This is a genomic window from Pseudomonas sp. D3 (assembly GCF_029320995.1).
GTDB lineage: Bacteria > Pseudomonadota > Gammaproteobacteria > Pseudomonadales > Pseudomonadaceae > Aquipseudomonas > Aquipseudomonas paraveronii.
Genome location: NZ_CP119772.1, coordinates 2,954,539 through 2,981,143, shown reverse-complemented (window position 1 = coordinate 2,981,143; position 26,605 = coordinate 2,954,539). Strand labels below are relative to the sequence as shown.

At 64.7% G+C, this 26,605-nt stretch carries 5 protein-coding genes; 2 read left to right on the top strand and 3 right to left on the bottom strand.

The window, feature by feature from the left end; genetic code table 11:
• Positions 1-48: 48 nt before the first annotated feature.
• Positions 49-13,662, bottom strand: a complete 13,614-nt coding sequence (locus tag P3S72_RS13715) for a non-ribosomal peptide synthetase (RefSeq protein ID WP_276197739.1) — start codon at positions 13,660-13,662, stop codon at positions 49-51.
• A gap of 3 nt (positions 13,663-13,665) precedes the next feature.
• Entirely contained in the window at positions 13,666-24,600 is a 10,935-nt protein-coding gene (locus P3S72_RS13710) for a non-ribosomal peptide synthase/polyketide synthase (RefSeq protein WP_276197738.1), read from the bottom strand.
• Between the two features lie 255 nt (positions 24,601-24,855).
• On the opposite strand from P3S72_RS13710, the gene P3S72_RS13705 reads away from it, so the two are divergent.
• Entirely contained in the window at positions 24,856-25,062 is a 207-nt protein-coding gene (locus P3S72_RS13705) for a type II toxin-antitoxin system HicA family toxin (protein WP_276197737.1), read from the top strand.
• Positions 25,059-25,424 (top strand): type II toxin-antitoxin system HicB family antitoxin, encoded by a 366-nt coding sequence (locus tag P3S72_RS13700; RefSeq protein ID WP_276197736.1) that lies wholly within the window; start codon positions 25,059-25,061, stop codon positions 25,422-25,424. Before P3S72_RS13705 ends, P3S72_RS13700 begins: the two co-directional genes overlap by 4 nt.
• Here P3S72_RS13700 and P3S72_RS13695 read toward each other — a convergent pair whose 3' ends face one another.
• Positions 25,425-26,597 carry an MFS transporter gene (locus tag P3S72_RS13695; RefSeq protein WP_276197735.1) on the bottom strand — a complete coding sequence of 391 codons (1,173 nt, stop codon included), beginning with the start codon at positions 26,595-26,597 and terminating at the stop codon, positions 25,425-25,427.
• Positions 26,598-26,605 lie beyond the last annotated feature (8 nt).

Sequence of the window (26,605 nt, the reverse complement as noted above, 5' to 3'; positions counted from 1 at the left end):
ACTGTGGGGCGCTAAAGCGCCCACAAGGGATCGGCGGCGTGGGTTGAATCACGCCATTTCCGCCACCAGGCTCTTGATGAATTCAGCATTATCGACAATCCGGTGGTGCGTCGTGTCGATGACAATCGAGCGCCGGATACCCGCCTGGCCAATCACCTCGCGCATGCCGTTCTCGATCAGCGCCTGGTGCAGGCCAGCTTCGCTGCGCGCCGCCCACCAGCATGTAACCGGTGCCTTGATGGCGCGGTAGTCGGTGTCCTGCAAGCGCTGGTCGAGGATCTGTTTGATCGCCCACGAACGCTCGGTTTCACCACCGTCCTGCAGTTCATCCTTGAGCACCCGAAAGCTCTCCCCCAGCGTCGCATCGGCCCAGTCGGACACCTGCTGCCACTGCTGCTCCTCGCTGCGTCCAGCCTGTTGCGCCAGTCGCCATTGCGCCTGGATCTGCGCGGCAAACGCCGGGAACATCACTTCGAGCATCTGCGCCCGCCGCTGCACTGCGCTGCTCTCCCACTGAGGCTCAGCGGCAGCCTGATTCCAGAACGCGGCAAACCGCGTCGGCGGTGGCGCGTCGATCCAGCCGACCCACTCCACCGTGCGCCCGGCCTGCTCCAGCCGATAAGCCACTTCCATCGCCAGGTTGCCGCCCAGCGACCAGCCCGCCAGGCGGAAGGCGCCCTGCGGCTGAGCGCTCAACAGTTGTTCGGCGTAGTCTTCAACCATCTGCATCCAGGTCGGCACCGTGCCGCCCTCTTCCACCAGCGCCCGGCACATCAGCCCCAGCACCGGCCGTTGCTCGCGCAGCGCCAGCGCAATCGGCTTATAGCAATGCACCGAGCCAAAACTGGGGTGGAACAGATAAAGCGGCGTGCCCTCGGTCTGACTGTTGAGCCGCACGATCAACGAACTTGATCCATCCCCGTCGATACAGCGCGCCTGGCCGGCCACCGTAGGATTGAGCATCAATTGGCTGACCGCCAGCGCGCCGCCACACAGCCGATTGATCCGTTCCTTGAGCACCAGCACCCGTAACGAATGGCCGCCCAATTCGAAGAAGTTGTCGTGCAACCCCACGCGTTCGATGTCCAGCACCTCAGCCCAGATCCCGGCGATCTGCTGTTGCAGCGTGGTCTGCGGCGCGACGAATGTCTGGCCCTGCCCATCAACATCCGGCTTGGGCAAGGCTTTGCGCTCGAGTTTGCCGTTGGGGCTCAGCGGCATCTGCGCCAGCACCACCCATTGCGCCGGCACCATGTAGTCCGGCAGGTGGCGGGCCAAATGGGCGCTGAGGTCCGCGCGCCAGTCGGCGTGGCCGTCGTGAAGCACCACATAACCAACCAAGTGCTGCCCCTCCACCACCAGCACGGTGGCTTCGCGCACCCGTGGGTGCTCCAGCAAGCGTGCTTCGATTTCACCGAGTTCGATGCGCAAGCCGCGTAATTTGACCTGATGATCGAGGCGCCCGAGGTATTCGATCACCCCATCGGCGCGCTGCCGTACCCGGTCACCGCTGCGGTACAAACGTGCGCCGTGGTGGAACGGGCATGGCACGAAGCGCTCGGCGGTCAGGCCCGGACGACGATGGTAGCTGCGCGCCAGGCCTTCGCCGCCCAGGTACAGCTCACCCGCCACGCCCGCAGGCACCGGCAGCAGGTGGGCATCCAGCACATGGGTGCGCAGGTTGGCGATAGGTTCGCCGATCGGCACCGTGTCGCGGCCTTCATCGACACAGGTCCAGTGGGTCACGTCGATGGCGGCTTCCGTCGGGCCGTACAGGTTGTACAGGGCGGCTGCGGGCAGTTTGGCAAAGACCTGTTGCTGGGCATCCACTGGCAAGGCTTCGCCGCTGCACACGATGCGCCGCAGGCTGTGGCACGTGGCGACGCCGGGGTCTTGCAGGAACGCTTGCAACATCGACGGCACAAAGTGCAGCGTGGTGACCTGTTCGGCGTTGATCAGGCGGACCAGCGCGGCCGGATCGCGATGCTCGCCAGGCGCCGCCACCACCAATCGAGCGCCGGTCATCAGCGGCCAGAAGAACTCCCACACCGATACATCAAAGCTGAACGGGGTTTTCTGCAGCACGCCGTCGCGCGCCTCCAGCCGATAGGCGTCCTGCATCCAGCACAGGCGGTTGGTCAAGGCCGAATGGCGATTGCCTGCGCCCTTGGGCTGCCCGGTGGAGCCTGAGGTATAGATCACGTAGGCCAGGTTTTCAGGGTCCAGGACAATCCCCGGATTGCCTTCGCCATAGCCTTCGAACCAGGACTCGCCCACCACCAGGCTTGGCAACCCGGGCGGAATCGGCAGGTGCTCCAGCCGCCGCGCCTGGGTCAGCAACAACGCCACACCGCTGTCTTCGAGCATGTAGGCCAGGCGCTCGCGCGGGTAGTCGGGGTCCAGCGGCACATAGGCGCCCCCGGCCTTGAGCACCGCCAACAGGCTGACCACCATTTCCACGGAGCGCTCCAACGCGACACCGACCAATACATCCGGGCCCACGCCGGCCTCGATCAAACGATGGGCCAAACGGTTGGCGCGGCGGTTCAGCTCGGCGTAGCTCAGGCGTTCCTGGCCGAACACCAGTGCCGGCGCATCCGGAGTACGTGCGACCTGCTCTTGTATCAACTGGTGGACACCGCGATGCAGCGGGTAAGCCTGTGCGGTGGCGTTCCAGTCATGGACCAACGCCTGCTGCTCGGTTTCCTGCAGCAACGGCAACTGCCCGATGCGTTGTTGCGCATCGCGGGCCATGCTTTCGAGCAGGTTCAACCAGTGACGCGCCATGCGCGCCGGGGTACTCGCTTCGAACAGGTCGGTGGCGTAAATCAGCGACGCAAACAGCGCATCCCCGGTTTCCTGGGTGCTGAGGCTCAGGTCGAACTGGGCCGTGCGGGTCTGCCATTCCAGGCCACTGACGTGCAGGCCCGGCAACTGCCAGGGTTGATCGGCATCCTCGGTCTGGTGATTGAACATCACCTGGAACAGCGGGTTGAAACTCAGGTTGCGCTCGGGGTGCAGCGCTTCGACCAATTGTTCGAACGGCAAGTCCTGGTGGGACTGGGCTTCCAGCGCACGCTGTTTGACCTGTTGCAGCAGTTGGGCCACGGTCAGGTGCCCGTCGATATCGGCCTTGAGTACCTGGGTGTTGACGAAGAAGCCGATCAGGCGCTCGGTCTCGACCCGGTTACGGTTGGCAATCGGCACGCCGACACGGATATCCTCCTGGCCGCTGTAGCGGTGCAGCAAGGTCTGGAACGAGGCCAGCAGCAGCATGAACAGCGTCACTTCCTGCTGCCGGGCCAACTCACGCAGTGCAGCCAGCAGCGGCGACGGCACATGGATATCCAGGCTCGCACCGCGATGGCTTTGTTGGGTCGGCCGCGCATGGTCCAACGGCAGTTCAAGCACCGGTTGCTCACCGCCCAAGCGCTCGCGCCAGTAGTTCAGTTGGCGTTGTTTTTCCCCGGCATCCATCCAGGCGCGCTGCCAGTGCGCGTAATCGGCGTATTGCAGCGCCATCGCCGGCAGTTGCACGTCCTGGCCCTGGCTGTACGCCGCATACCGTTGCACCAGCTCATCGACCATCACCTGCATCGACGCACCATCGGAGACGATATGGTGCTGCACCAGCACCAGCACATGGTCGTCCTCGGCCAGGCGCAACAGGCTCACGCGCAGCAGCGGGCCCTGTTGCAGGTCGAACGGCTGGGCGATCTGCGCCTCGACCTGCGCGAGCAAGCCGGCTTCGTCACACTCAAGTCGCAGGATGTCGACGGCGGCCTGCGCGGCAATCACCTGCACCGCGCCTTCGCCGTCCTGCCGGACATGGGTGCGCAGGCTTTCATGACGGGCGACCAGGCTGTCGAAACTGCGCTGCAGGGCGACGCGGTCCAGTGGGCCTTTGAGACGCAGCGCGCCAGGAATGTGATAGGCGGCGCTGTCCGGGTCTAACTGCCACAGAAACCATTGGCGCTCCTGGGCATAGGACAGCGGCAACGGCTGCTCGCGATCCACCGCGCGCATCGGCGGCGCCAGCGGCTGCGCAGGGGTCGCCTGCGCCAGCACGCTGGCCACAAAACCTTGCAGGCGTGGCTGTTCAAACAGGCTGCGCAGCGGCACTTCGCGCCCCAGTAGATGGCGCAGGCGTGAGATCACCTGCATCGCCAGCAGCGAGTGCCCGCCCATCTCGAAGAAGTGGTCGGTCAGCCCGACGCGCTCGGCGCCGAGGATGTCGGCCCAGACGGCGGCGATTTGCTGCTCAAGCTCGGTGACCGGCGCGACCCAGGTTTGCTGTGTCAGGCTGGCATCTGGTTTGGGCAGCGCCTGGCGGTCCAGTTTGCCGTTGGGGTTGAGCGGCATGCGTTCGAGGAAGATCAGGTGCGCGGGCACCATGTAGTCCGGCAGTTGCTCGCGCAGCGCGGTTTTCAGAGTGTCAGCATCTTGCTCGGCAGAAACCAGATAGGCGATCAGTTGATTATCAGCGGCGAGCACCAGGGCTTCACGCACGCCGTCCTGGGCCAGCAACAGCGCTTCGATCTCCCCCAGTTCGATACGGAACCCACGGATTTTCACCTGATGGTCGACCCGGCCGACGTACTCGATTACACCGTCGGCGCGGTAACGTGCCAGGTCGCCCGTGCGGTACAGCCGCTCGCCGCTAGCGCCGAACGGGTCCGGCACGAAGCGCTCGGCGCTCAGCAACGGCCGGTTCAGATAAGCGCGGGCCAGGCCACATTGACTGCCGATATACAACTCACCCACCGCACCGAAGGGTGCGAGGTTCAGGTCGCGGTCGAGCACGTACAGCGCACGCCCAGGCAGCGAGCGGCCAATCGGGCTGGCAGTAGCGCCGATGGTCTCGTTGCCCGAGGTGCAATCCAACACGCTCGACACCACCGTGGCCTCGGTCGGGCCGTAGGTGTTGAGCAGCCGCACATGACCGAGGCCGGCTTTCAACCATTGCGCCGGGCCGTCCAGCGGCATGGCTTCGCCGCCGATATGCACCTGGCGCAACGCCCCGTAACTGCGCGGCCCCGCCGCCAGGCAATCGAGCAGGAACAGGTGCCAGTAGGCGGTCGGCAAGTCGGCCAGGGTGATGCGTTGGCGGATGATTTCGGCGTACAGGCGGCCGCTGTCCCACAATTCGGCACCGCGCAGGACCACCGTGGCGCCGTGGGTCAAGGCCGGGTAAAGCTGCTCGACGAAGCCGTCGAAGTTCAGGGTGGCGAATTGCAGGACGCGGTCTTCGGCGGTCAGTTGCGAATAGCTGGCGGCGATGCTGGAAAACTCGGTCAGCGCCGCGTGGTTGATCGCCACGCCTTTGGGTTTGCCGGTGGAGCCTGAGGTGTAGATCACATAGGCGAGGTTAAGCGGATCGACCGCCACCTGTGGGTTATGCCGGGCGCACTGCGCCAACGGGCCCGCCACAGAATCAATCGCCAGGCTTTGCACGCCTTCGGGCAGCGGCATGAGCACATGGGATTGGCTCAACACCAGGCGTACACCGCTGTCCTCAAGCATATGCAGCAAGCGCTCGCGCGGGTATTGCGGGTCAAGCGGCACATACGCGCCACCGGCCTTGAGGATCGCCAACAGGCTGACGACCATGGCGAACGAGCGCTGCACCGCGACGCCGACCAAGACCTCCGGGCCCACGCCCAGGCCGATCAGGTAATGGGCCAATTGGTTGGCCTGGCGATTCAATTCGGCATAGGTCAACGCCTGCTCGTCGAGGCACAGCGCAATCGCCTCGGGACGTCGCTGCGCCTGAGCTTCAAACAGCCCATGCACGCCGAGCGGGTGTTCGAAGGCGGCAGCACCGACGTTCCATTGTTGCAGCAGGCGCGCCTGCTCGGTGCCGCTCAGCAACGGCAACTCGCACAGGCGCTGCTGGGCATCGACGGCCACGGCCTGCAGCAGGTGACGCCAGTGCTGCGCCAGGCGCTCGATGGTCGCTTCGCTGAACAGGTCGGTTGCGTAGGTCAGCGTCGCCCACAGGCCATCGGCCGAGGCTTGGGTGTCCAGGCTCAAGTCAAAATGAGCAGGATGACTGTCGGACTCCAACCCTTCCAGTCGCAGGCCAGGCAGTTGTTCGCCACGCTGTACGCGAGCGTCGGATTGATGGTTGAACATCACCTGGAACAGCGGGTTATGGCTCAGGCTGCGCTCGGGCTGCAAGGCTTCCACCAGTTGCTCGAACGGCAAATCCTGGTGCGCCTGGGCTTCCAGGGCGCGGTGCCTGGTCTGTTGCAGCAATTGGGCAAACGTCATCTGCCCGTCGATATCGGCCTTGAGCACCTGGGTGTTGACGAAAAAGCCGATCAAGCGCTCGGTCTCGACCCGGTTGCGGTTGGCAATCGGCACGCCGACGCGGATATCCGCCTGGCCGCTGTAGCGATGCAACAAGGTCTGGAACGCGGCCAGCAACAGCATGAACAGGGTCACGCCTTCGCGTTGCGCCAAGGCCTTGAGCCCGGCGACCAGCCCGGCATCGAGGGCGACCTCCAGGCGCGCGCCCCGGTAGCTCTGCACCGCCGGGCGCGGGTGATCCAGCGGCAGTTCCAGCACGGGCTGCTCGGCGCCCAGCAACTCGCACCAATAGCGCAGCTGGCGTTGCTTTTCACCCGCCTCCATCCAGTCGCGCTGCCACAGGGCGTAGTCGGCGTACTGGATCGGCAACGGCGCCAGTTGGCATTCATTGCCCTGGCTATAGGCGGCATAGAGCTGCATCAGCTCTTGCACCATGACGCCCATCGACCAGCCGTCCGAGACGATATGGTGCTGCACCAGCACCAGCACATGCTCCTGTTCGCTCAGTTGCAACAACGTGACGCGCAGCAGCGGGCCCTGGCGCAAATCGAACGGCCGGGCGATTTCTGCTTCGACCCGCGCGTGTACCTGAGCGGCGTCCGCGCTGTCGAGCACACAGGTGTCGATGGGCAGCGCGGCCGGCGCCAGCACCTGCTGCAAGGTGCGATCAGCGTCGCTGACAAACACCGTGCGCAAGGTTTCATGGCGCGCCAGCAGGCTATCGAAGCTGCGCTGCAAGGCGTCGCGGTCCAGGTGGCCGCTCAGGCGCAAGGCGTTGGGCACGTGATAGGCCGCGCTGTGCGGCTCCAGTTGCCAGAGGAACCACTGGCGCTCCTGGGCGTAGGACAGCGCCGACGGTTGATCGCGCTCGACCGCCACCAGCGGCGGCGCCAGCGGCACATCGCTGACGTCTAGCGCCTGTACCGCGAGGACAAAGCCTTCGAGCTGTGGCTGTTCGAACAACACGCGCAGGGCGACGTCGCGGTCCAGCAGTTGGCGCACGCGTGAGATCACCTGCATGGCCAGCAGGGAATGCCCGCCGAGTTCAAAGAAATGATCGCTCAGGCCAATGCGCTCGACCCCCAGCACATCGGCCCAGATCGCGGCCACTTGCTGTTGCAAAGGGCTGACCGGCGCGACCCACACACCTTGCAGCATTTCCGGCGCGGGCAAGCCCTTGCGGTCGAGCTTGCCGTTGGGGGTCAGTGGCATCTGCGCCAGGCACATGAAGTGCGCCGGCACCATGTAATCCGGCAGGCCGGTTTTCAGGGCACGCCGCAAGGTTTCGCGGAACGCCACCTGCGCCGGGCCGGCCTCGGCCAGCGCCGGATCGGCGGGCACCACGTAGGCCACCAGTTGTTTGCCAGTGGGGCCGTCCTGGGCCACCACCGCGGTTTCGCCGACGCTGTCCTGTTCGCGCAGCCGCGCTTCGATTTCGCCCAGTTCGATGCGAAAGCCACGGATTTTCACTTGATGATCGACGCGTCCGAGGTAGTCGACCACGCCATCCGCACGGCCACGCGTCAGGTCGCCGCTGCGGTACACGCGGCTGCCGGGCTTGCCGAACGGGTCCGGCACAAAACGCTCAGCCGTTAACCCAGGACGGTCGAGATAACCACGAGCAACGCCCTCGCCGCCCAGGTACAACTCACCGGCCACGCCGATCGGTTGCAGGTTGAGTTGCGCGTCCAATACGTAGCCGCTGCGGTTGCCCAGCAGTGTGCCGATGGGCGCGTAAACCGCGCCGCACGGATCGCCTCGGCGGGCCTTCCACAGCAGTGGCGTGACCACGGTTTCGGTCGGGCCGTAGCCGTTGAACAGATAAGTCGGTTTCAGCGCACGCCAAGCCAGGTCGTAGCTAGCCTGCGCCACCGCATCACCGCCGAAGCAATACACGCGCACGGCCGGTGGATTGCCGTCGCGTTCGGCATGTTCGGCCAGTTGTTGCAGGTACACCGGCGGGAACACCGCCATCGTCACGTTGTGGCGATGCATCTGCGCGTAGGTGTACTCCGGCAACCAGAGGCTGTCGTCGCGGATCAGCACGCTGGCGCCGTTGATCAACGGGTGCATCCAGCCTTCGTGGGAACCGTCGAAGGCGAACGACATGAAGTGCAATTCGCAATCGGCCGGGGTGGTTTCGTAGCGTTCGCCGGTGGCGATGATGTGCGCCACCAACGGACCGTGGGCGACGGCCACGCCTTTGGGTAGGCCGGTGGAGCCGGAGGTGTAGATCACGTAGGCGAGGTTATCGCCGTGCAGCGCGACCTCGGGGGCTGAATCACTGTAATCGGCCCATACGTCAGTGCGGTCGATTGCCAGGCTGTCCAGGCCTTCAACCAGCGGCAGTTGCGGCATGACTCGGCTGTGCGTCAACAGCAACTTCGCACGGCTGTCCTGCATCATGTACAGCAGGCGATCACGCGGGTATTCCACATCCAGCGGCACGTACACGCCACCCGCTTTGAGCACGGCAAGGAACGCCACCAAGCTCTCGGCACTGCGCGGCAGGGCAATCGCCACACGCATTTCCGGGCCAATGCCACGGGCGATCAGGGCATGGGCCAGGCGGTTGGCCTGGCGATCCAGCTCGCCATAGGTCAAGTGCTGCGCATCGAACTTCACCGCCACCGCATCAGGGGTTTCCCGTGCACGGTCGGCGACCAATTCGTGCACCAGACGCTGGGCCGAGAAGCCCGAATCGGTGCGATCCCACAGCTGCAAAATGTGCTGCTGCTCATCGCTGTCCAACAGGTTCAACTGGCCGATGCTTTGTTGCTGATCAGCAACCATCGCCTGCAACAGGTTCTGCCAGTGTCGCGCCATGCGTTCGATGGTGGAGGCGTCAAACAGGTCGGTGCTGTACCCCAGGGAAGCCCAGAGACCGTCACGACTATCGTGGGTGTCCAGATCCAGGTCGAAGTGCGCGGTCCGGCGCTCCCAGGCCAGGTTTTCGATACGCAGTTGCGAGAGTGCCGGTGCGGCGACGTTGGGGGCATCAGTCTGGTAGTTGAACATCACCTGGAACAGCGGATTGAGACTCAGGCTGCGCTCCGGCTGCAGGGCTTCGACCAACTGTTCGAACGGCAGGTCCTGGTGCGCCTGGGCTTCCAACGCACGCTGTTTGACCTGGGCCAACAGTTGCTGGACGGTGGTATGCCCGTCGATCTCGGCCTTGAGCACCTGGGTGTTGACGAAGAAGCCAATCAGGCGTTCCGTCTCGACCCGGTTACGGTTGGCAATCGGCACGCCGACGCGGATGTCCTGCTGGCCGCTGTAACGGTGCAACAGGGTCTGGAACGAGGCCAACAGCAACATGAACATCGTCACGCCCTGGGCCTGGGCCAGAGCTTTTAGAGCGGCCGTCAGCGGCGCTGGCAACGGCACGTCCAAACGCGCACCGCGATGGCTCTGCTGGGCCGGGCGCGGGTGATCGAACGGCAGCTCCAATACCGGCTGTTCCCCGCCCAACAGGTCGCGCCAGTAAGCCAACTGCCGGTGTTTTTCGCCGGCTTCCATCCAGTCGCGTTGCCACAGCGCATAGTCGGCGTACTGGATCGACATGGCCGGCAGTTGCACGGTGCGACCCTGGGTGTAACCGGTATACAGCTGCACCAGTTCATCGACCATCACCTGCATCGAGCCGCCGTCGGAGACGATATGGTGCTGCACCAGCACCAGCACATGTTCTTCTGCCGCGAGGCGCAGCAGACTCACGCGCAACAACGGGCCCTGTTGCAGATTGAACGGGCACGCGATGTCGGCAGCAACCCGCGCCTGCAGATCGGCCTCATCGATCTCGGCAAACATCATCGGCAACGGGGCCGGCGCTCGAATGACTTGCACGGCGCCCTCGCCTGCCGGCTGCACATGGGTGCGCAGGCTTTCATGGCGCGCCACCAGGCTGTCGAAACTGCGCTGCAAGGCGTCGCGGTCCAGCGGGCCGTTGAGACGCAAGGCGCTGGGGATATGGTAAGCGGCGCTGTCGGGGTCCAACTGCCAGAGGAACCATTGGCGCTCCTGGGCGTAAGACAGCAGCAACGGTTGAAGACGGCTGAGCGCGACCAGCGGCGGAGCCTGCTCAAGGAGTTGCGCCTCCAGCGCTTGCAAAGCGGCGGCGAAAGCGTCGAGGCGTGGCTGTTCAAACACCAGCTTCAACGGCACTTCACGCGCCAGGGTGTGACGCAGGCGCGAGACCACCTGCATCGCCAGCAGCGAGTGCCCGCCCATCTCGAAGAAGTGGTCGGTCAGCCCGACGCGCTCGGCGCCGAGGATGTCGGCCCAGACGGCGGCGATTTGCTGCTCAAGCTCGGTGACTGGCGCGATCCACGCCTGCTGCGTCAGGCTGGCATCCGGTTTGGGCAGCGCCTGGCGGTCCAGTTTGCCGTTGGGGTTGAGCGGCATGCGTTCGAGGAAGATCAGGTGCGCGGGCACCATGTAGTCCGGCAGTTGCTCGCGCAGCGCGGTTTTCAGAGTTTCAGCATCTTGCTCGGCAGAAACCAGGTAGGCGATCAGTTGATTATCAGCGGCGAGCACCAGGGCTTCACGCACGCCGTCCTGGGCCAGCAACAGCGCTTCGATCTCCCCCAGTTCGATACGGAACCCACGGATTTTCACCTGATGGTCGACCCGGCCGACGTACTCGATTACACCGTCGGCGCGGTAACGTGCCAGGTCGCCCGTGCGATACAGCCGCTCGCCGCTGGCACCGAACGGGTCCGGCACGAAGCGCTCGGCGCTCAGCAACGGCCGGTTCAGGTAGGCGCGGGCCAGGCCGCATTGGCTGCCGATATACAACTCGCCCACCGCACCGAAGGGTGCGAGGTTCAGGTCGCGGTCGAGCACGTACAGCGCACGCCCCGGCAGCGAGCGGCCAATCGGGCTGGCGGTGGCGCCGATGGTTTCTTCGCCCGAGGTGCAATCCAACACGCTCGACACCACCGTGGCCTCGGTCGGGCCGTAGGTGTTGAGCAGCCGCACATGACCGAGGCCGGCTTTCAACCATTGCGCCGGGCCGTCCAACGGCATGGCTTCGCCGCCGATATGCACCTGGCGCAACGCCCCATAACTGCGCGGCCCCGCCGCCAGGCAATCGAGCAGGAACAGGTGCCAGTAGGCGGTCGGCAAGTCGGCCAGGGTGATGCGTTGGCGGATGATTTCGGCGTACAGGCGGCCGCTGTCCCACAGTTCGGCGCCGCGCAGCACCACCGTGGCGCCGTGGGTCAAGGCCGGGTAAAGCTGCTCGACGAAGCCGTCGAAGTTCAGGGTGGCGAATTGCAGGACGCGGTCTTCGGCGGTCAGTTGCGAATAGCTGGCGGCGATGCTGGAAAACTCGGTCAGCGCCGCGTGATTGATCGCCACGCCTTTGGGTTTGCCGGTGGAGCCGGAGGTGTAGATCACATAGGCGAGGTTAAGCGGATCAACCGCCACCTGCGGGTTGTGCTGGGCGCAACCCCGCAACGCTTGATCAGCGCGGTCGATGTCCAGCCGCATGACATCGGCGGGCAACGGCAATGGCTGCGGCGATTGGCACAGCACCAGGCGCACGTGACTGTCTTCGAGCATATGCAGCAAGCGCTCGCGCGGGTATTGCGGGTCCAGCGGCACATACGCGCCACCGGCCTTGAGGATCGCCAACAGGCTAACGACCATGGCGAACGAGCGCTGCACCGCGACGCCGACCATCACTTCCGGCCCGACACCCTGGCCGATCAGGTAATGGGCCAACTGGTTGGCCTGGCGATTCAACTCAGCGTAGGTCAGCACCTGCTCGTCAAGGCACAGCGCGATGGCGTCCGGCCGTTGTTGCGCTTGCGCTTCGAACAGAGCGTGAACCCCGCTCGGGCTGCCGAAGGCGGCGGCGCCGTGGTTCCAGTCGTTGAGCAAATGGCCCTGCTCATCTGCGGCCAGCATCGCCAGTTGCGCAATACCCGTGGCGGCGCCACTGACCACGCTGCGCAGCACGGTGTGCCAATGCTGCGCCATGCGCTCAACGGTGGCGGCTTCGAACAGGTCGGTGGCGTAGGTCCACGAGGCCCATAGCCCCTGCGGGCTTTCCTCGGTATCCAGGCTCAAGTCGAACTGCGCAGTCTGGCCTTGCCACTCCAGCGTTTCCACGTCCAGGCCGGGTAACTGCTGCTCGCCATGGGGCGTGAGCGCTTGCGCCTGATGATTGAACATCACTTGGAACAACGGGTTGTGACTCAGGCTGCGTTCCGGCTGCAGCGCCTCCACCAACTGTTCGAACGGCAGGTCCTGATGACTCTGGGCTTGCAGGGTGCGCTGTTTGACCTGGGCCAGCAGTTGGCTGAAGGTCATCTGGCCGTCAATGTCAGCCTTGAGTACCTGGGTATTGACGAAAAAACCGATCAGGCGTTCGGTCTCGGCGCGGTTGCGGTTGGCGACCGGTACACCGACGCGGATATCCGACTGGCCGCTATAGCGATACAACAGGGTCTGGAACGCGGCCAGCAGCAACATGAACAGGGTCACGCCTTCACGTTGCGCCAAGGCTTTAAGGCCAGCGACCAACGCCGGTTCCAACAGCCCACCCTGGCGCGCGCCACGGTAGGTTTGCCGGGCCGGGCGCGGGTGGTCCAAGGGCAACTCCAGCACCGGCTGAGCGCCGCCGAGGTGTTCGCGCCAATAGCCAAGCTGGCGCTCCTTCTCCCCGGCTTCCATCCATCTGCGCTGCCACAGGGCGTAGTCGGCGTACTGGATCGGCAACGGCGCCAGTTGGCATTCATTGCCCTGGCTATAGGCGGCATATAGCTGCATCAGCTCTTGCACCATGACGCCCATCGACCAGCCGTCCGAGACGATATGGTGCTGCACCAGCACCAACACATGCTCGTCTTCGCTCAGGTTCAGCAGGCATACCCGCAACAAGGCGCCGTGCTGCAAATCGAACGGCTGGGCGATTTCCGCCTGTATGCGCGCCTGCACCTGTTCTTGCGTCACCGCGCTTTCGGTCATGTCGATCGAGGCGTGGGCCAGCACCACCTGCGAGCGGTTTTCGCCCTCCAGGTGCAGGCGTGTGCGCAGGCTTTCGTGGCGGGCCAGCAGGCTGTCAAAGCTGCGCTGCAACGCGCTTTTGTCCAGGCGCCCACGCAGGCGTAAGGCGCTCGGGATGTGGTAGGCGGCACTGTCCGGCTCCAGTTGCCAGAGGAACCATTGGCGCTCCTGGGCGTAAGACAGCGGCAGGCTCTCGCCGTCCTGGCGCGCCGGGGCAATCGGCAATTGGCCGAAGCTCATGCCCCGGCTTTGCAGGCGTTGGTAAAACTGCTGGCGTTGTTCCAGAGGCAGGCGAAGAAAGCGCGACACCAGGTCGATATTGGGGTTGGAAAGCATGGTTCAAATCGCCTCTAGTTCGCTCAAAAAGTCACGAAGGTCATCAAAATCTTGCGCGGTACCGGCGCGGAACGTCGCCGCTGCCTGGGCATAGGCGCGCAATGATTCGGTCTGGAACACGTCCACCAACGGCACCTCCAGGCCCAACTCGGCCTGGACCCGCGAGGTGATCTGGATCGCCAGCAGCGAATGGCCGCCGACTTCGAAGAAGTTGTCGTTGAGACCCACTTGCGGCAGGCGCAGCACATCGGCCCAGATCGCGGCGATCTGCTGCTCCAACTCGGTTTCGGGGGCCACATAGTGCTGCTGCAACTGGCTCGCGTCCGGCGTGGGCAGGCCCTTGCGGTCGAGCTTGCCGTTGGGGGTCAGCGGCATCTGCGCCATGCACATGAAATACGTGGGCAGCATGTAATCCGGCAGACGGGTCTTGAGTGCGCGGCGCAGGGCGTCGCGGAACTCGACTTCGTTGATCAAAGCGGGATCGGCCGGTACGACATAGGCCACCAACTGCTTGCCGGTCGGACCGTCCTGGGCCACCACCACGCTTTCGCTGACGCTGTCCTGTTCGCGCAGCCGCGCTTCGATTTCGCCCAGTTCGATGCGAAAGCCACGGATTTTCACTTGATGGTCGACGCGGCCGAGGTAGTCGACCACGCCATCCGCACGGCCACGGGTCAGGTCGCCGCTGCGGTAGACGCGGCTGCCGGCTTTGCCGAACGGGTCCGGCACAAAGCGCTCAGCCGTTAACGCAGGACGGTCGAGATAACCACGAGCAACGCCCTCGCCGCCCAGGTACAGCTCGCCGGCCACGCCGATCGGTTGCAGGTTGAGTTGCGCGTCCAATACGTAGCCGCTGCGGTTGCCCAGCAGTGTGCCGATGGGCGCGTAAACCGCGCCGCACGGGTCGCCTCGGCGGGCCTTCCACAGCAGTGGCGTGACCACGGTTTCGGTCGGGCCGTAGCCATTGAACAAGTACGTCGGTTTAAGCGCACGCCAAGCCAGGTCGTAGCTAGCCTGCGCCACCGCATCACCGCCGAAGCAATACACGCGCACGGCCGGTGGATTGCCGTCGCGTTCGGCATGTTCGGCCAGTTGTTGCAGGTACACCGGCGGGAACACCGCCATCGTCACGTTGTGGCGATGCATCTGCGCGTAGGTGTGCTCCGGCAACCAGAGGCTGTCGTCGCGGATCAGCACGCTGGCGCCGTTGATCAACGGGTGCATCCAGCCTTCGTGGGAACCGTCGAAGGCGAACGACATGAAGTGCAATTCGCAATCGGCCGGCGTGGTTTCGTAGCGTTCGCCGGTGGCGATGATGTGCGCCACCAACGGGCCGTGGGCGACGGCCACGCCTTTGGGCAGGCCGGTGGAGCCGGAGGTGTAGATCACGTAGGCGAGGTTGTCGCCGTGCAGCGTGACCTCTGGTGCGGTGTCGCTGTAATCGGCCCACGCCTCGCGATTATCAATCGCCAGGGTGTCCAGGCCCTCGGCCAGCGGCAGTTGCTGCATGACTCGGCTGTGCGTCAACAGCAACTTCGCATTGCTGTCCTGCATCATGTAGAGCAGGCGATCACGCGGGTATTCGACATCCAGCGGCACGTACACGCCACCCGCTTTGAGCACGGCAAGGAACGCCACCAAGCTCTCGGCACTGCGCGGCAGGGCAATCGCCACACGCACTTCCGGAGCAATGCCACGGGCGATCAGGGCATGGGCCAGGCGGTTGGCCTGGCGATCCAGCTCGCCATAGGTCAAGTGCTGCGCATCGAACTTCACCGCCACCGCACCGGGGGTTTCCCGTGCACGGTCGGCGACCAATTCGTGTACCAGACGCTGGGCCGAGAAGCCCGAATCGGTGCGATCCCACAGCTGCAAAATGTGCTGCTGCTCATCACTGTCCAACAGGTTCAACTGGGCGATGCTTTGTTGCTGGTCGGCAACCATCGCCTGCAACAGGTTCTGCCAGTGTCGCGCCATGCGCTCGATGGTGGAGGCTTCGAACAGATCGGTGGCGTAACTCAGCGATGCGCCCAGTTGCTCGTCGGACTCCTCGATATCCAGGGTCAAGTCGAATTGCGCGACCGTTTCGTCCCAGCTCACCGGGCTCATGTCCAACTGCGCCAGGCGTTGTAAATGCCGGCCGGACCGGCTGACATGGTGGTTGAACGCAACCTGGAACAATGGGCTCAAACTAAGGCTGCGCTCCGGCTGCAAAGCCTCGACCAGCTGTTCGAACGGCAGGTCCTGGTGCGCCTGCGCCTCCAGCGCACGCTGTTTGACCTGGGCCAACAGTTGGCGGACGGTGGTGTGCCCATCGATCTCGGCCTTGAGCACCTGGGTGTTGACGAAGAAGCCGAGCAGGCGCTCGGTTTCCACGCGGTTGCGGTTGGCGATCGGCACGCCGACGCGGATATCCTGCTGGCCGCTGTAGCGGTGCAACAAGACTTGATACGACGCCAGCAACAGCATGAACAGCGTCACGCCTTCGCCTTGGGCCAGGGTCTTGAGAGCGTCAAGCAACGGCGCCGCCAGCGCGATATTCAAGCGCGCACCGCGATGGGTCGGCACGGCCGGGCGTTGGTGATCGAACGGCAGTTCCAGCACGGGCTGCTCGCCACCGAGCACTGCACGCCAGTACGCGAGTTGGCGGGCCTTCTCCCCGGCGTCCATCCAACGGCGTTGCCACAGCGCATAGTCGACGTATTGGATCGGCAACGCCGGCAATTGCAGGGCCTGGCCCTGGCTATAGGCGGCGTAGAGCTGCACCAGCTCGTCGACCATTACCTGCATCGACCAGCCATCGGAGATGATGTGGTGCTGCACCAGCACCAAGACATGCTCATCCGCGGCCAGGCGCAGCAGGCTGACGCGCATCAGCGGGCCCTGGCGCAGGTCGAATGGCTGGGTAACGCAGGCCTGCACCCGCGCTTTGAGGGCGGTTGCGTCAATGTCGACCAAGGCCAGTTCGATCCGCGCCGACGGGCGGATCACCTGCACGGTGTGCTCGGCCTCTTGTTGCACGTGGGTGCGCAGGCTTTCGTGGCGCGCCACCAGGCTGTCGAAGGCCCGCTGCAAAGCCGCGTGGTCAAGCCGGCCCTTGAGGCGCAAGGCCCGTGGCACATGGTAGGCGGCGCTGTGCGGGTCCAGTTGCCAGAGAAACCACTGACGCTCCTGCGCATAGGACAAGGCCAGCGGTTGGTCGCGTTCAACCCGCTCGATGCGGCTGGTTTCAAGACATGCCGGCGCCAAGGTGCGGATAAAATCGCCCAGCGCCGGTTGATCGAACAGCGCCTTCAAGCCCACATCGAGGCCCAGGCCATGGCGCAAGCGTGACACCACTTGCGTGGCCAGCAGGGAATGCCCGCCCAGTTCAAAGAAGTTGTCGTTCAGACCGACGCGTTCCAGCTCCAGCACCTCGGCCCAGATCGCGGCGATCTGCTGCTCGCGCTCGCTGTGCGGTGCGCGGTACTCGCGGTTGGCGGCCTGCGGTTTGGGCAGCGCCTTGCGGTCGAGTTTGCCGTTGGGGCTAAGGGGCATGCGTGCCAGCAATTGCCATTGCGCCGGGACCATGTAGTCCGGTAGATGGCAGGCCAAATGCGCGCTGACTGCATCGCGCCAATCATCGCCAGCGTCTTGCAGCACCAGGTAACCCACCAGGTATTGGCCGTCGACCGCCAGCACTGCGGCTTCACGCACACGGTCGTGTTCCAGCAGGCGCGCTTCGATCTCGCCCAGTTCAATGCGCAAGCCGCGCAGCTTGACTTGATGATCGATGCGACCGGCGTATTCGATTACGCCGTCATCGCGATAACGCGCCAGGTCGCCGGTGCGATACAGACGTTCGCCGTTGACGAAGGGATGCGCGATGAAGCGTTCGGCAGTCAATGCAGGACGGCGATGGTAACCCCGGGCCAGGCCGACGCCGCCCAGGTACAACTCACCCAAGACACCGACCGGGGCCGGTTCGAGGTGATTGTCGAGGATGTAGCCACCCAGGTTGGCAATCGGACGGCCAATCGGTACCGCATCGCGACCTTCATCGACGCACGTCCAGTGGGTCACGTCGATCGCCGCTTCGGTCGGGCCGTACAGGTTGTAGAGCCGGGCCTGCGGTAACTTGGCGAAGACTTGCTGCTGCGCGTCCACCGCCAGCGCCTCGCCGCTGCACACGATGCGCCGCAAGCTGTGGCAGGTAGCGACCGCCGGCTCTTGCAGGAACGCCTGCAACATCGACGGCACGAAGTGCAGCGTGGTGATGCGTTCGGCATTGATCAGGTCGATCAACCTGGCCGGCTCGCGATGGTCACCCGGCGCGGCGACCACCAGGCGTGAGCCGGTCATCAACGGCCAGAAGAACTCCCACACCGACACGTCGAAGCTGAATGGGGTCTTTTGCAGCACCGCGTCGCCGAGGTCGAGGGCGTAGGCTTCCTGCATCCACAGCAAGCGGTTGGTCAGGGCCGCATGCCGGTTGCCGGCGCCTTTGGGCTGGCCGGTGGAGCCGGAGGTGTAGATCACATAGGCGAGGTTTTCGCCGTGCAGGGCAACGTCTGGGTTGTGCTCGCGGTAGCCTTCAAAGGTTGACTCGCCCAACAGCAGAGTTTGCAAGCCTTGGGGAATCGGCAGCTGTTCCAGCAAGTGCGCCTGGGTCAGCAGCAACTTCACGCCACTGTCTTCGAGCATATAAGCCAGGCGTTCACGCGGGTAGTCCGGGTCCAGCGGCACGTAAGCGCCACCGGCCTTGAGCACCGCCAACAGGCCGACGACCATGTCGATGGAACGTTCCAGCGCCAGCCCGACCAGCACATCGGGGCCCACGCCGGCGTCCATCAAGCGATGGGCCAAGCGGTTGGCGCGGCGGTTCAGCTCGGCATAATCCAGGCGCTGTTGGCCGAACACCAAGGCGGGTGCGTGCGGCGTGCGCGCCACCTGCGCTTCGATCAACTGATGCACGCAACGCTGCAGCGGGTAATCGCGCGCCGTGGCGTTCCAGTCGTACAGCACCTGCCGGCGTGCTGCGTCCGTCAGCGACGGCAAATCCCCCAACCGCTGCGGCGTTGCACTGGCCAAGCCGTGCAGGAGGTACTGGAAGTGTTCGGCCAACTGCCGAATCTGCGCCTCACTGAACAACTGCACATCAAAGCTGAACTCGAACGCCAACGCAGCCCCTGCCCCCAGCAGCACCGTCAGCGGGTAATGGGTTTGTTCGAGGTTCTGCACGTTGCTGAAGGCCAGCCCGGCCGGCGCACCGGCGGCCAGCGCGGTGGACACCGGGTAGTTTTCAAACACCAACAGCGTGTCGAACAATGCGGCACCGCTGGCCCCGGCCCATCGCTGGATGTCGAACAGCGGCGTGTGCTCGTGTTCACGCAGGCTCAGGTTCTGTTGCTGGAGCTGCTGCAACCAGTCAGCGACCCACAGCGTCGGGCTCGGCGTGGTGATCACCGGCAACGTGTTGATGAACAGCCCGACCTGCTGCTCCACGCCCGCCAAGCCGGCGGGCCGCCCGGAAACCGTCGCGCCGAACACCACGCTGTCCTGGCCGGTGTGGCGTTGCAGCAATAACGCCCAGGCGCCTTGCACGAGGGTGTTCAGGGTGACTTTGTGTGCCTGGGCGAAAGCCTTGAGTTGCGCGGTCTGCTCGGTGCTAAGCGCCAGCTCGTAGCTGCCCTTGGCCGACGGGTGACCCGACGGCGTGCCACGCGCCAGGCGCGTCGGTTCCTGCAACGCCGTCAGTTGGCTTTTCCAGAACGCCTCGCTGGCCGCCGCGTCCTGGGCCTGCAGCCAACCGATGTAGTCGCGGTAATGCCCTTGCAGTGCGGCCAACGGCCGCCCGGCATAGTGCTGCAAGACCTCGCCGAATAGCTGCGCGCGGCTCCAGCCATCCAGCAGAATGTGGTGATTGGTGTAGATCAGGTGAAAGCGATCGACACCGGTACGCACCAGTTTCAGGCTCAGCAGCGGCGCGTGTTCCAACACAAAACCTTGCGCCCGGGTCGATTCGCCCAAGGCATCCAGTGCTGCCTGCTGATCTGGCCGGGCCTGCCAGTCATATTCGGCGAACGGCAAACCGAGCGTGTGATACACCGCCTGCAGCGGCTGCGCCTGGGCATCCTGCCAGACAAACCCGGTGCGCAGCATGGCGTGCCGCGCCAGTGCGTGCTCCCAGGCGCGCCGGAAACGCGGCACGTCGAGGCCGTGGATGTCGGCGCGCAGTTGGCTGACGTAGATGTCGTCCTGGCCCTGTTGGTACAGGCTGTGGAACAGCATGCCCTGTTGCATCGGCGACAGCGGGTACAGGTCCTGCACCTCTCTGGGCGACAGCGCCAGGTCATCCAGTTGCTGCTGGGTGAGGCGCGCCAGGTCGACATCGACGGGGGTGAAACCGCCGTGTTGCGGGTCGACGCAGTGTTCGATCAGGGCCAGCAGTTCGCGCCGGTAATCGTCCACCAGGCCTTGAATGGTCGAAGCCTCGAACATCTCGCGGCTGAAGCCCCATCGCAGCGCAAGCTCGCCGCCGTACACCTGCCCTTCCACCGTCAGCCAGTTGGCCAACGCTGCTTCGGGGTCCTGGGCCTGGCCACTGCCCTGGTTGGCCGGCACCCACAGCGCCGACTCATTGAACTGGCGGTCGAACTGGCCCAGGTAGTTGAAGGTGATGCGCGGTGCGCCAAGGCCTGCGAGGGATTCGCGCGCCTCGGGCGTACCGAGGTAGCGCAACACACCGTAGCCCAGGCCTTTGTCGGGCACGGCGCGCAGTTGTTGCTTGACCGATTTGATCGCGCTCGACAGCTCGCCGTCGCCTTGCAGGCGCACCGGGAACAGGCTGGTGAACCAACCGACCGTGCGCGTCAGGTCGAGCGCATCGAACAGGTCTTCGCGGCCATGCCCTTCCAACTGGATCAGCGCAGCGGGCTGGCCGCTCCAACGACTGATCACCCGCGCCAAGGCCGTCAGCAGCAGGTCGTTGACCTGGGTGCGGTACGCCGCCGGGGCGTCGTGCAGCAGTTGGCGGGTCTGTTCGGCGTTAAGGCGCATTTCGAGCGTGGTGCCCAGGCGGTTTTGCAGGCCGCCCTGGGGGTTGTCGCACGGCAGATCGGCGTCCAAGGACTGTGCCTGCCAGTAAGGCAATTGCGCGTTGAGCGTTGCCGCGTAGGCCTGCAGTTGCTGGGCCCAATGCTGGTAGGCGCTGGTTTTGCTCGGCAGCGTTTGCGCGCGGTACGCCTGTTGCAGGTCTTCGAGCAGGATGCGCCAGGACACGCCATCGACCACCAGGTGATGCACCACCAGCAACACGCGCTGGCTGCCATCGGCCAAGCTCACCAATGCCGCGCGCAGCAGCGGCCCTTGTTCGAGATCGAGGCTGCGTTGGGCTTCATCGCACAGCGCCGCCAGTTCGGCGTCGCTCGCGGCGTAGGATTGCCACAACACGGACGCCGCAACTGGGGCCGCGTGAGCTTGCCGCCAGCCACCGGCCTGCTGGGTAAAACGCAGGCGCAGGGCATCGTGATGGTTGATCAACTGCGTTAAGGCCGCGTCCAGCCGTGCAGGCTCCAGCGCCTCACGCGGGGTCAGCAACAGCGACTGGTTCCAATGTTCACGCGCCGGGATCGCCTGGGCGAAGAAGCCCTGCTGCACCGGCGTCAGGATTACTTCACCGCTGACCGGGCCTTGGTCAATCGTGATAGCAGACTCCAGGCTCGCCACCAACGCCAGGCTGCGCACGCTCTGGTACTGGAACAGGTCGCGTGGGCTCAGGCGAATCCCCGCCTGACGGGCGCGGCTGACCACCTGGATGGAGATGATTGAATCACCGCCCAGTTCGAAAAAGTTGTCGTCCAGGCCGACCTGCGAAATGCCAAGCACATCGCTCCAGATCGCAGCCAGGGTTTGTTGTACGGGCGTTTCCGGGGCGCTATAGGTCTGCTGCGCGGCGGCGTCCGGCAATGGCAGGGCCTTGCGATCCAGCTTGCCGTTGGCGGTCACCGGCAACTGCGCCAGGGCGATCAGATGCGTCGGCACCATGTATTCCGGCAGCCTGCCGAGCAGCCAGGCCTTGAGGTCAGTCGGCGCTTGGCCTTCCAGTACCAAATAGGCCACCAGTTGTTTGCCGCCATGCACCAGCACCACCGCTTCGCGCACGCCGGGGTGTTGCAGCAGGCGCGTTTCGATTTCGCCGAGCTCAATGCGCAGGCCACGCAGCTTGACCTGATGGTCGAGGCGGCCGAGGTATTCAATCACCCCATCGGTGCGTTGGCGCACGCGGTCGCCGCTGCGATACAGGCGTTCGCCAGCAATGAACGGACTCGGCACAAAACGCTCGGCGGTCAGCGCCGGGCGACGCTGATAACTGCGCGCCAGGCCCGTGCCGCCGAGGTACAGCTCGCCGCTAACGCCGGCCGGCACCGGGTTGAGTTGCGCGTCGAGCGCGTAGGTGGCGAGGTTGGCGATCGGCCGGCCGATGGGCACGCTGGCCGCGCCTTCGTCGACGCAGGTCCAGTGAGTCACGTCGATAGCGGCTTCGGTCGGGCCATAGAGGTTGTACAACGCCGCGTTCGGCAGTTTGGCGAACACCTGGTTTTGCGCGTCCACGGGCAAGGCTTCACCGCTGCACACGATGCGCGTGAGGCGCCTGCAACGTTGCACGCCGGGCTCATGGATGAAGGCCTGGAGCATCGACGGCACGAAGTGCACGGTCGTGATCGCCTGCGCGTCGAGGGTTTCGATCAGTCGCGCCGGCTCGCGGTGTTCGCCAGGCGCTGCGACCACCAGGCGTGCGCCGGTCATCAGCGGCCAGAAGAACTCCCATACCGACACGTCAAAGCTGAACGGGGTTTTCTGCAAGACCGCATCGCTGGCATCCAGGCCATACGCCTGTTGCATCCAGCACAAGCGGTTGACCAGCGCACGATGGCTGTTACCGGCGCCCTTGGGTTGGCCGGTGGAGCCGGAGGTGTAGATCACATAGGCGAGGTTCAGCGCGTGGATCGGCACCGCTGGCGCCGCGCGGCTGTAACCGTCGAGCCACTGCGCCGCCTGGTCGAGGGCAATCACCTGCAGGCCTTCGACGGGCAGCAACGGCAACAGGCTCTGCTGGCTGAGCAGTAGGCGCACGCCACTGTCTTCGATCATGTAGGCCAGGCGCTCACGCGGATATTCCGGGTCCAGCGGCACGTAGGCGCCGCCGGCCTTGAGGATCGCCAGCAGGCCGACCACCATCTCGACCGAGCGCTCGACACAGACACCGACCAGCACATCGGGGCCGACCTGCTGCTCGCGCAAGGCATGGGCCAGTTGGTTGGCGCGGGCCTCGAGTTGGGCATAGGTCAAGGTGGTGTGGCCAAACACCAGCGCCGGCGCATCCGGCGTGCGCTGTACTTGGTCTTCGATCAAATGGTGAATGGCGCGCTCGGTCGGGTACGCCTCGGCGGTCTGGTTCCAGGCATGCACCCCCACGTGTTGTTCGTCGGCGGCCAGCATCGGCAACTCGCCAATGCGCTGTTCGCCGTCGGCGACCATCGCCTGCAACAGGCTGATCCAGTGCCGCGCCATGCGTGCGATGGAGGGCGCGTCGAACAGGTCGTTGGCATAGGTCAGCGCGGCCTGCAGGGTGCCGGCTTGTTCATAGGTGTCCAGGGTCAAATCGAACTGAGTGGTGCGGCCTTGCCCCTCGACCAGGGCCAGTTCCAGGCCGGAAGCGGTACGGACCGAGGCCATGTCCGCCACCACCGGCTGGTGGTTGTACATCACCTGGAACAGCGGCGTATGGCTCAGGCTGCGTTCGACCTTCAGCGCTTCGACCAGGCGTTCGAACGGCAAATCCTGGTGAGCCTGGGCGCCCAGGGCGTGCTCCCGGATGTCCTGCAGCAGCTCGGCGACACGGGTCTGCCCGGTGAGCTCGGTGCGCAGCACCTGGGTGTTGACGAAAAAGCCGATCAACCCTTCGACTTCACTGCGGTTACGGTTGGCGATCGGCACGCCGATGCGGATGTCGCCCTGGCCGGTATAGCGATGCAGCAATACGTTGAACCCGCCGAGCAGCAGCATGAACAGGGTGACGTTGTGTTGTTGCGCACAGCGGCGCAGTTGCGCGGCCAGGGCTGGCTCAATCGCGAAGGAATGGCGCGTGCCCAGGTAGCTGGGCATGGCCGGGCGCGGACGATCGGTCGGCAACTCCAGTACCGGATGCTCGTCGCCCAGGCGCGCTTGCCAGTATTCGAGCTGACGGGCCTGCTCCCCCGCTTCCAGCCAACGGCGCTGCCACAGGGCGTAGTCGCTGTATTGGATCGGCAATGGCGGCAGTTGCGGTGCCTTGTTGCGCTCATGGGCGTCGTAGCAGCGGATGAACTCGTCGATCAGCACGTTCATCGACCAGCCATCGGAGACGATGTGGTGCAAGGTCAGCAGCAAGACGTGCTCCTGCGCGTCCAGCTTGAGCAATTGCACGCGCAGCAGCGGGCCGTGCTCCAGGTCGAACGGCAGCAGCGATTGACCGATGAGCGCGTCGTTGACCGCCTGCTCGCGCTCGGCGGGGGCCAGCGCGCTCAGATCGAGCGGCTCGACCGCCAACGACGGCTCGACCGCGACTTGCGCCAGGCGCTCATCAGCCTGGCGCTGGAACACCGTGCGCAAGGTTTCATGGCGCGCCACCAGACTAGAGAACGCCTGCCGCATAGCGCTCAGACTCAGTGCGCCCTTGAGCCGCACCGCCCCCGGCAGGTTGTAGGCGCCGCTGGCCGGGTCGAGTTGCCAAAGGAACCACATGCGCTGCTGCGCGTAGGACAACGCCTGGCGATCCGCCGCCTCCACCCCTGCCGGAATCGGGAACCGGGAAAAATCCACCCCTTCCTTCTGCAGCGCCTGCAGGAACAGTTGGCGTTTTTCCAGGGGCAACCCGATAAACCGGCGAGCGAGTTTCAAGGAGTCTTCAGCATTCATTTCTTGGAGTCCGGAGCAATAGGCGGGAAGCACAAAGGCACGTCGTCCCTATAAAACGAACCGGGCAGGCAAAAATTAGCGGGGGATGGCGGGCGTCGAGCGACGCGTCATCAGGGGTTACATCAATCTCGGGAAAGGCGCACGAAGTCGGGCTAGCATTGACGCACACCACATCGTGCAACTAAATTTAGTTACACGCGGTGAACGCCGTGTCCAAAAAAAGAGAAGCTGCTAGCCAAATTGCTCAACGAGCACATGGCATTTACCTGGCCCGAGCGCGTCACGCTGTTGCGTCGCCTTGGCTACACGCAGATCGAAGGCGCTGGAAGCCGCGTCAAGTTCGACATCGGTGACCCGAGTGCAATGATCACGTTGCACAAGCCGCACCCCGGCAACGAACTGAAGCACTACATTCGGCGCCAGATCATCGAACAATTGAAATCAGGAGAACTGATTCAGTGAACAACCCACTCAAACACAAAGGCTACATCGGCTCTATCGAAGCCAGCCTCGACGACAACTGCCTGTTCGGCAAAATCCTGTTCATCAAGGCGTTGGTGAGCTACGAAGGGAAAACCGTCGCAGAGCTGGACGCGGCCTTTCGCGAGGCCGTGGATGACTACATCAAGACCTGCCAGGCCCTGGGGCAAACGCCGGAGAAGCCGTGCAAAGGCTCGTTCAATGTGCGCGTCGGCCATGACCTGCACCTGGCGGCCGCGCTGGCGGCGAGCCGTAAAAAAGTCACGCTCAACGACCTGACGCGCCAGGCGCTGAATGAGTTTTTGCTACATCACTGCGCCGAACCGGCCCCGGCGATTGGCTGACTAGCCCAACCGCCGACTGCCCAACACGGCCGCGCCGAGCACCACCGCTCCCGCCGCCAGCGCCACCCAGAAGCCGCTGGCCGCGCCGAAGTGGTCGATCATCCAGCCGGAGCTGGCGGCACCGATGGCTACGCCGATGCTCAGGCCGGTGATCAGCCAGGTCATGCCTTCGGTCAGGCGGCTCGGCGGCACGATCCGCTCCACCAGGGCCATGGACACGATCAGGGTTGGGGCAAAGAACAGCCCGGAGATGAAGATTGCCACCGCAAGGCCGGGGATATTGGTCACCAGCAACAACGGCAAGGTCGTCAACGCCGTGGCCACCCCGCAGAACAGGAACTGGCGAGGCAACGCGGCTTTGAGCTTGAGGGTGCCAAAGGCCAGACCGGCCAGACACGAGCCGATGGCATACACCGACAGCACAATACTTGCCGCCGCCGGTTGGCCCTGGTGCTGGGCAAAAGCGACGCTGACCACGTCCACCACACCGACAATCACCCCCATGGCCAGCAACAGGATCATCAGGATCAACACCGAAGGCGAAGCGATCAGCCAGCGGTCGTGATGATCATGGCGTTCATGCACGGGCGGCTCGCTCTGGCGTTGCATCACGAACGCAGTGACGCCGACTGCCAACAGCAACGCCGCCACCAAAGGCCCGGCCTCCGGAAACAGCACCACGCTCAACCCCACCGAAATCGGCGGGCCGATGATAAAGCACACCTCGTCGAGCACCGACTCCAGGGCAAACGCGGTCTGCAGCTTGGGCTGGCCCCGGTACAACTCGGTCCAGCGTGCCCGCACCATCGCCGACATGTTGGGCATGCAACCGGCCAGCGCGGCGAACACAAACAACACCCAGTTCGGCGCCTGCAAACGCGTACTCAGCAACAGCAACAACAATGCCCCACCGCCGAGCAGCGCAGCGATCGGCAACACCCTGCCCTGGCTGTAGCGGTCGACCAGCCGTGACACCTGCGGCGCACAAAATGCCGTGGCCAGGGCGAACACCGCCGCCACCGAGCCCGCCAGGCCATAGCCGCCATGCACCTGCGAGAGCATGGTAATCACGCCGATACCGGTCATGGAGATGGGCATGCGCGCGAGCATGCCGGCCAGTACGAAAGCCCGGGCGCCGGGCGCCTGGAACAATTCGGCGTAGGGATTTGCCATGACTGAAA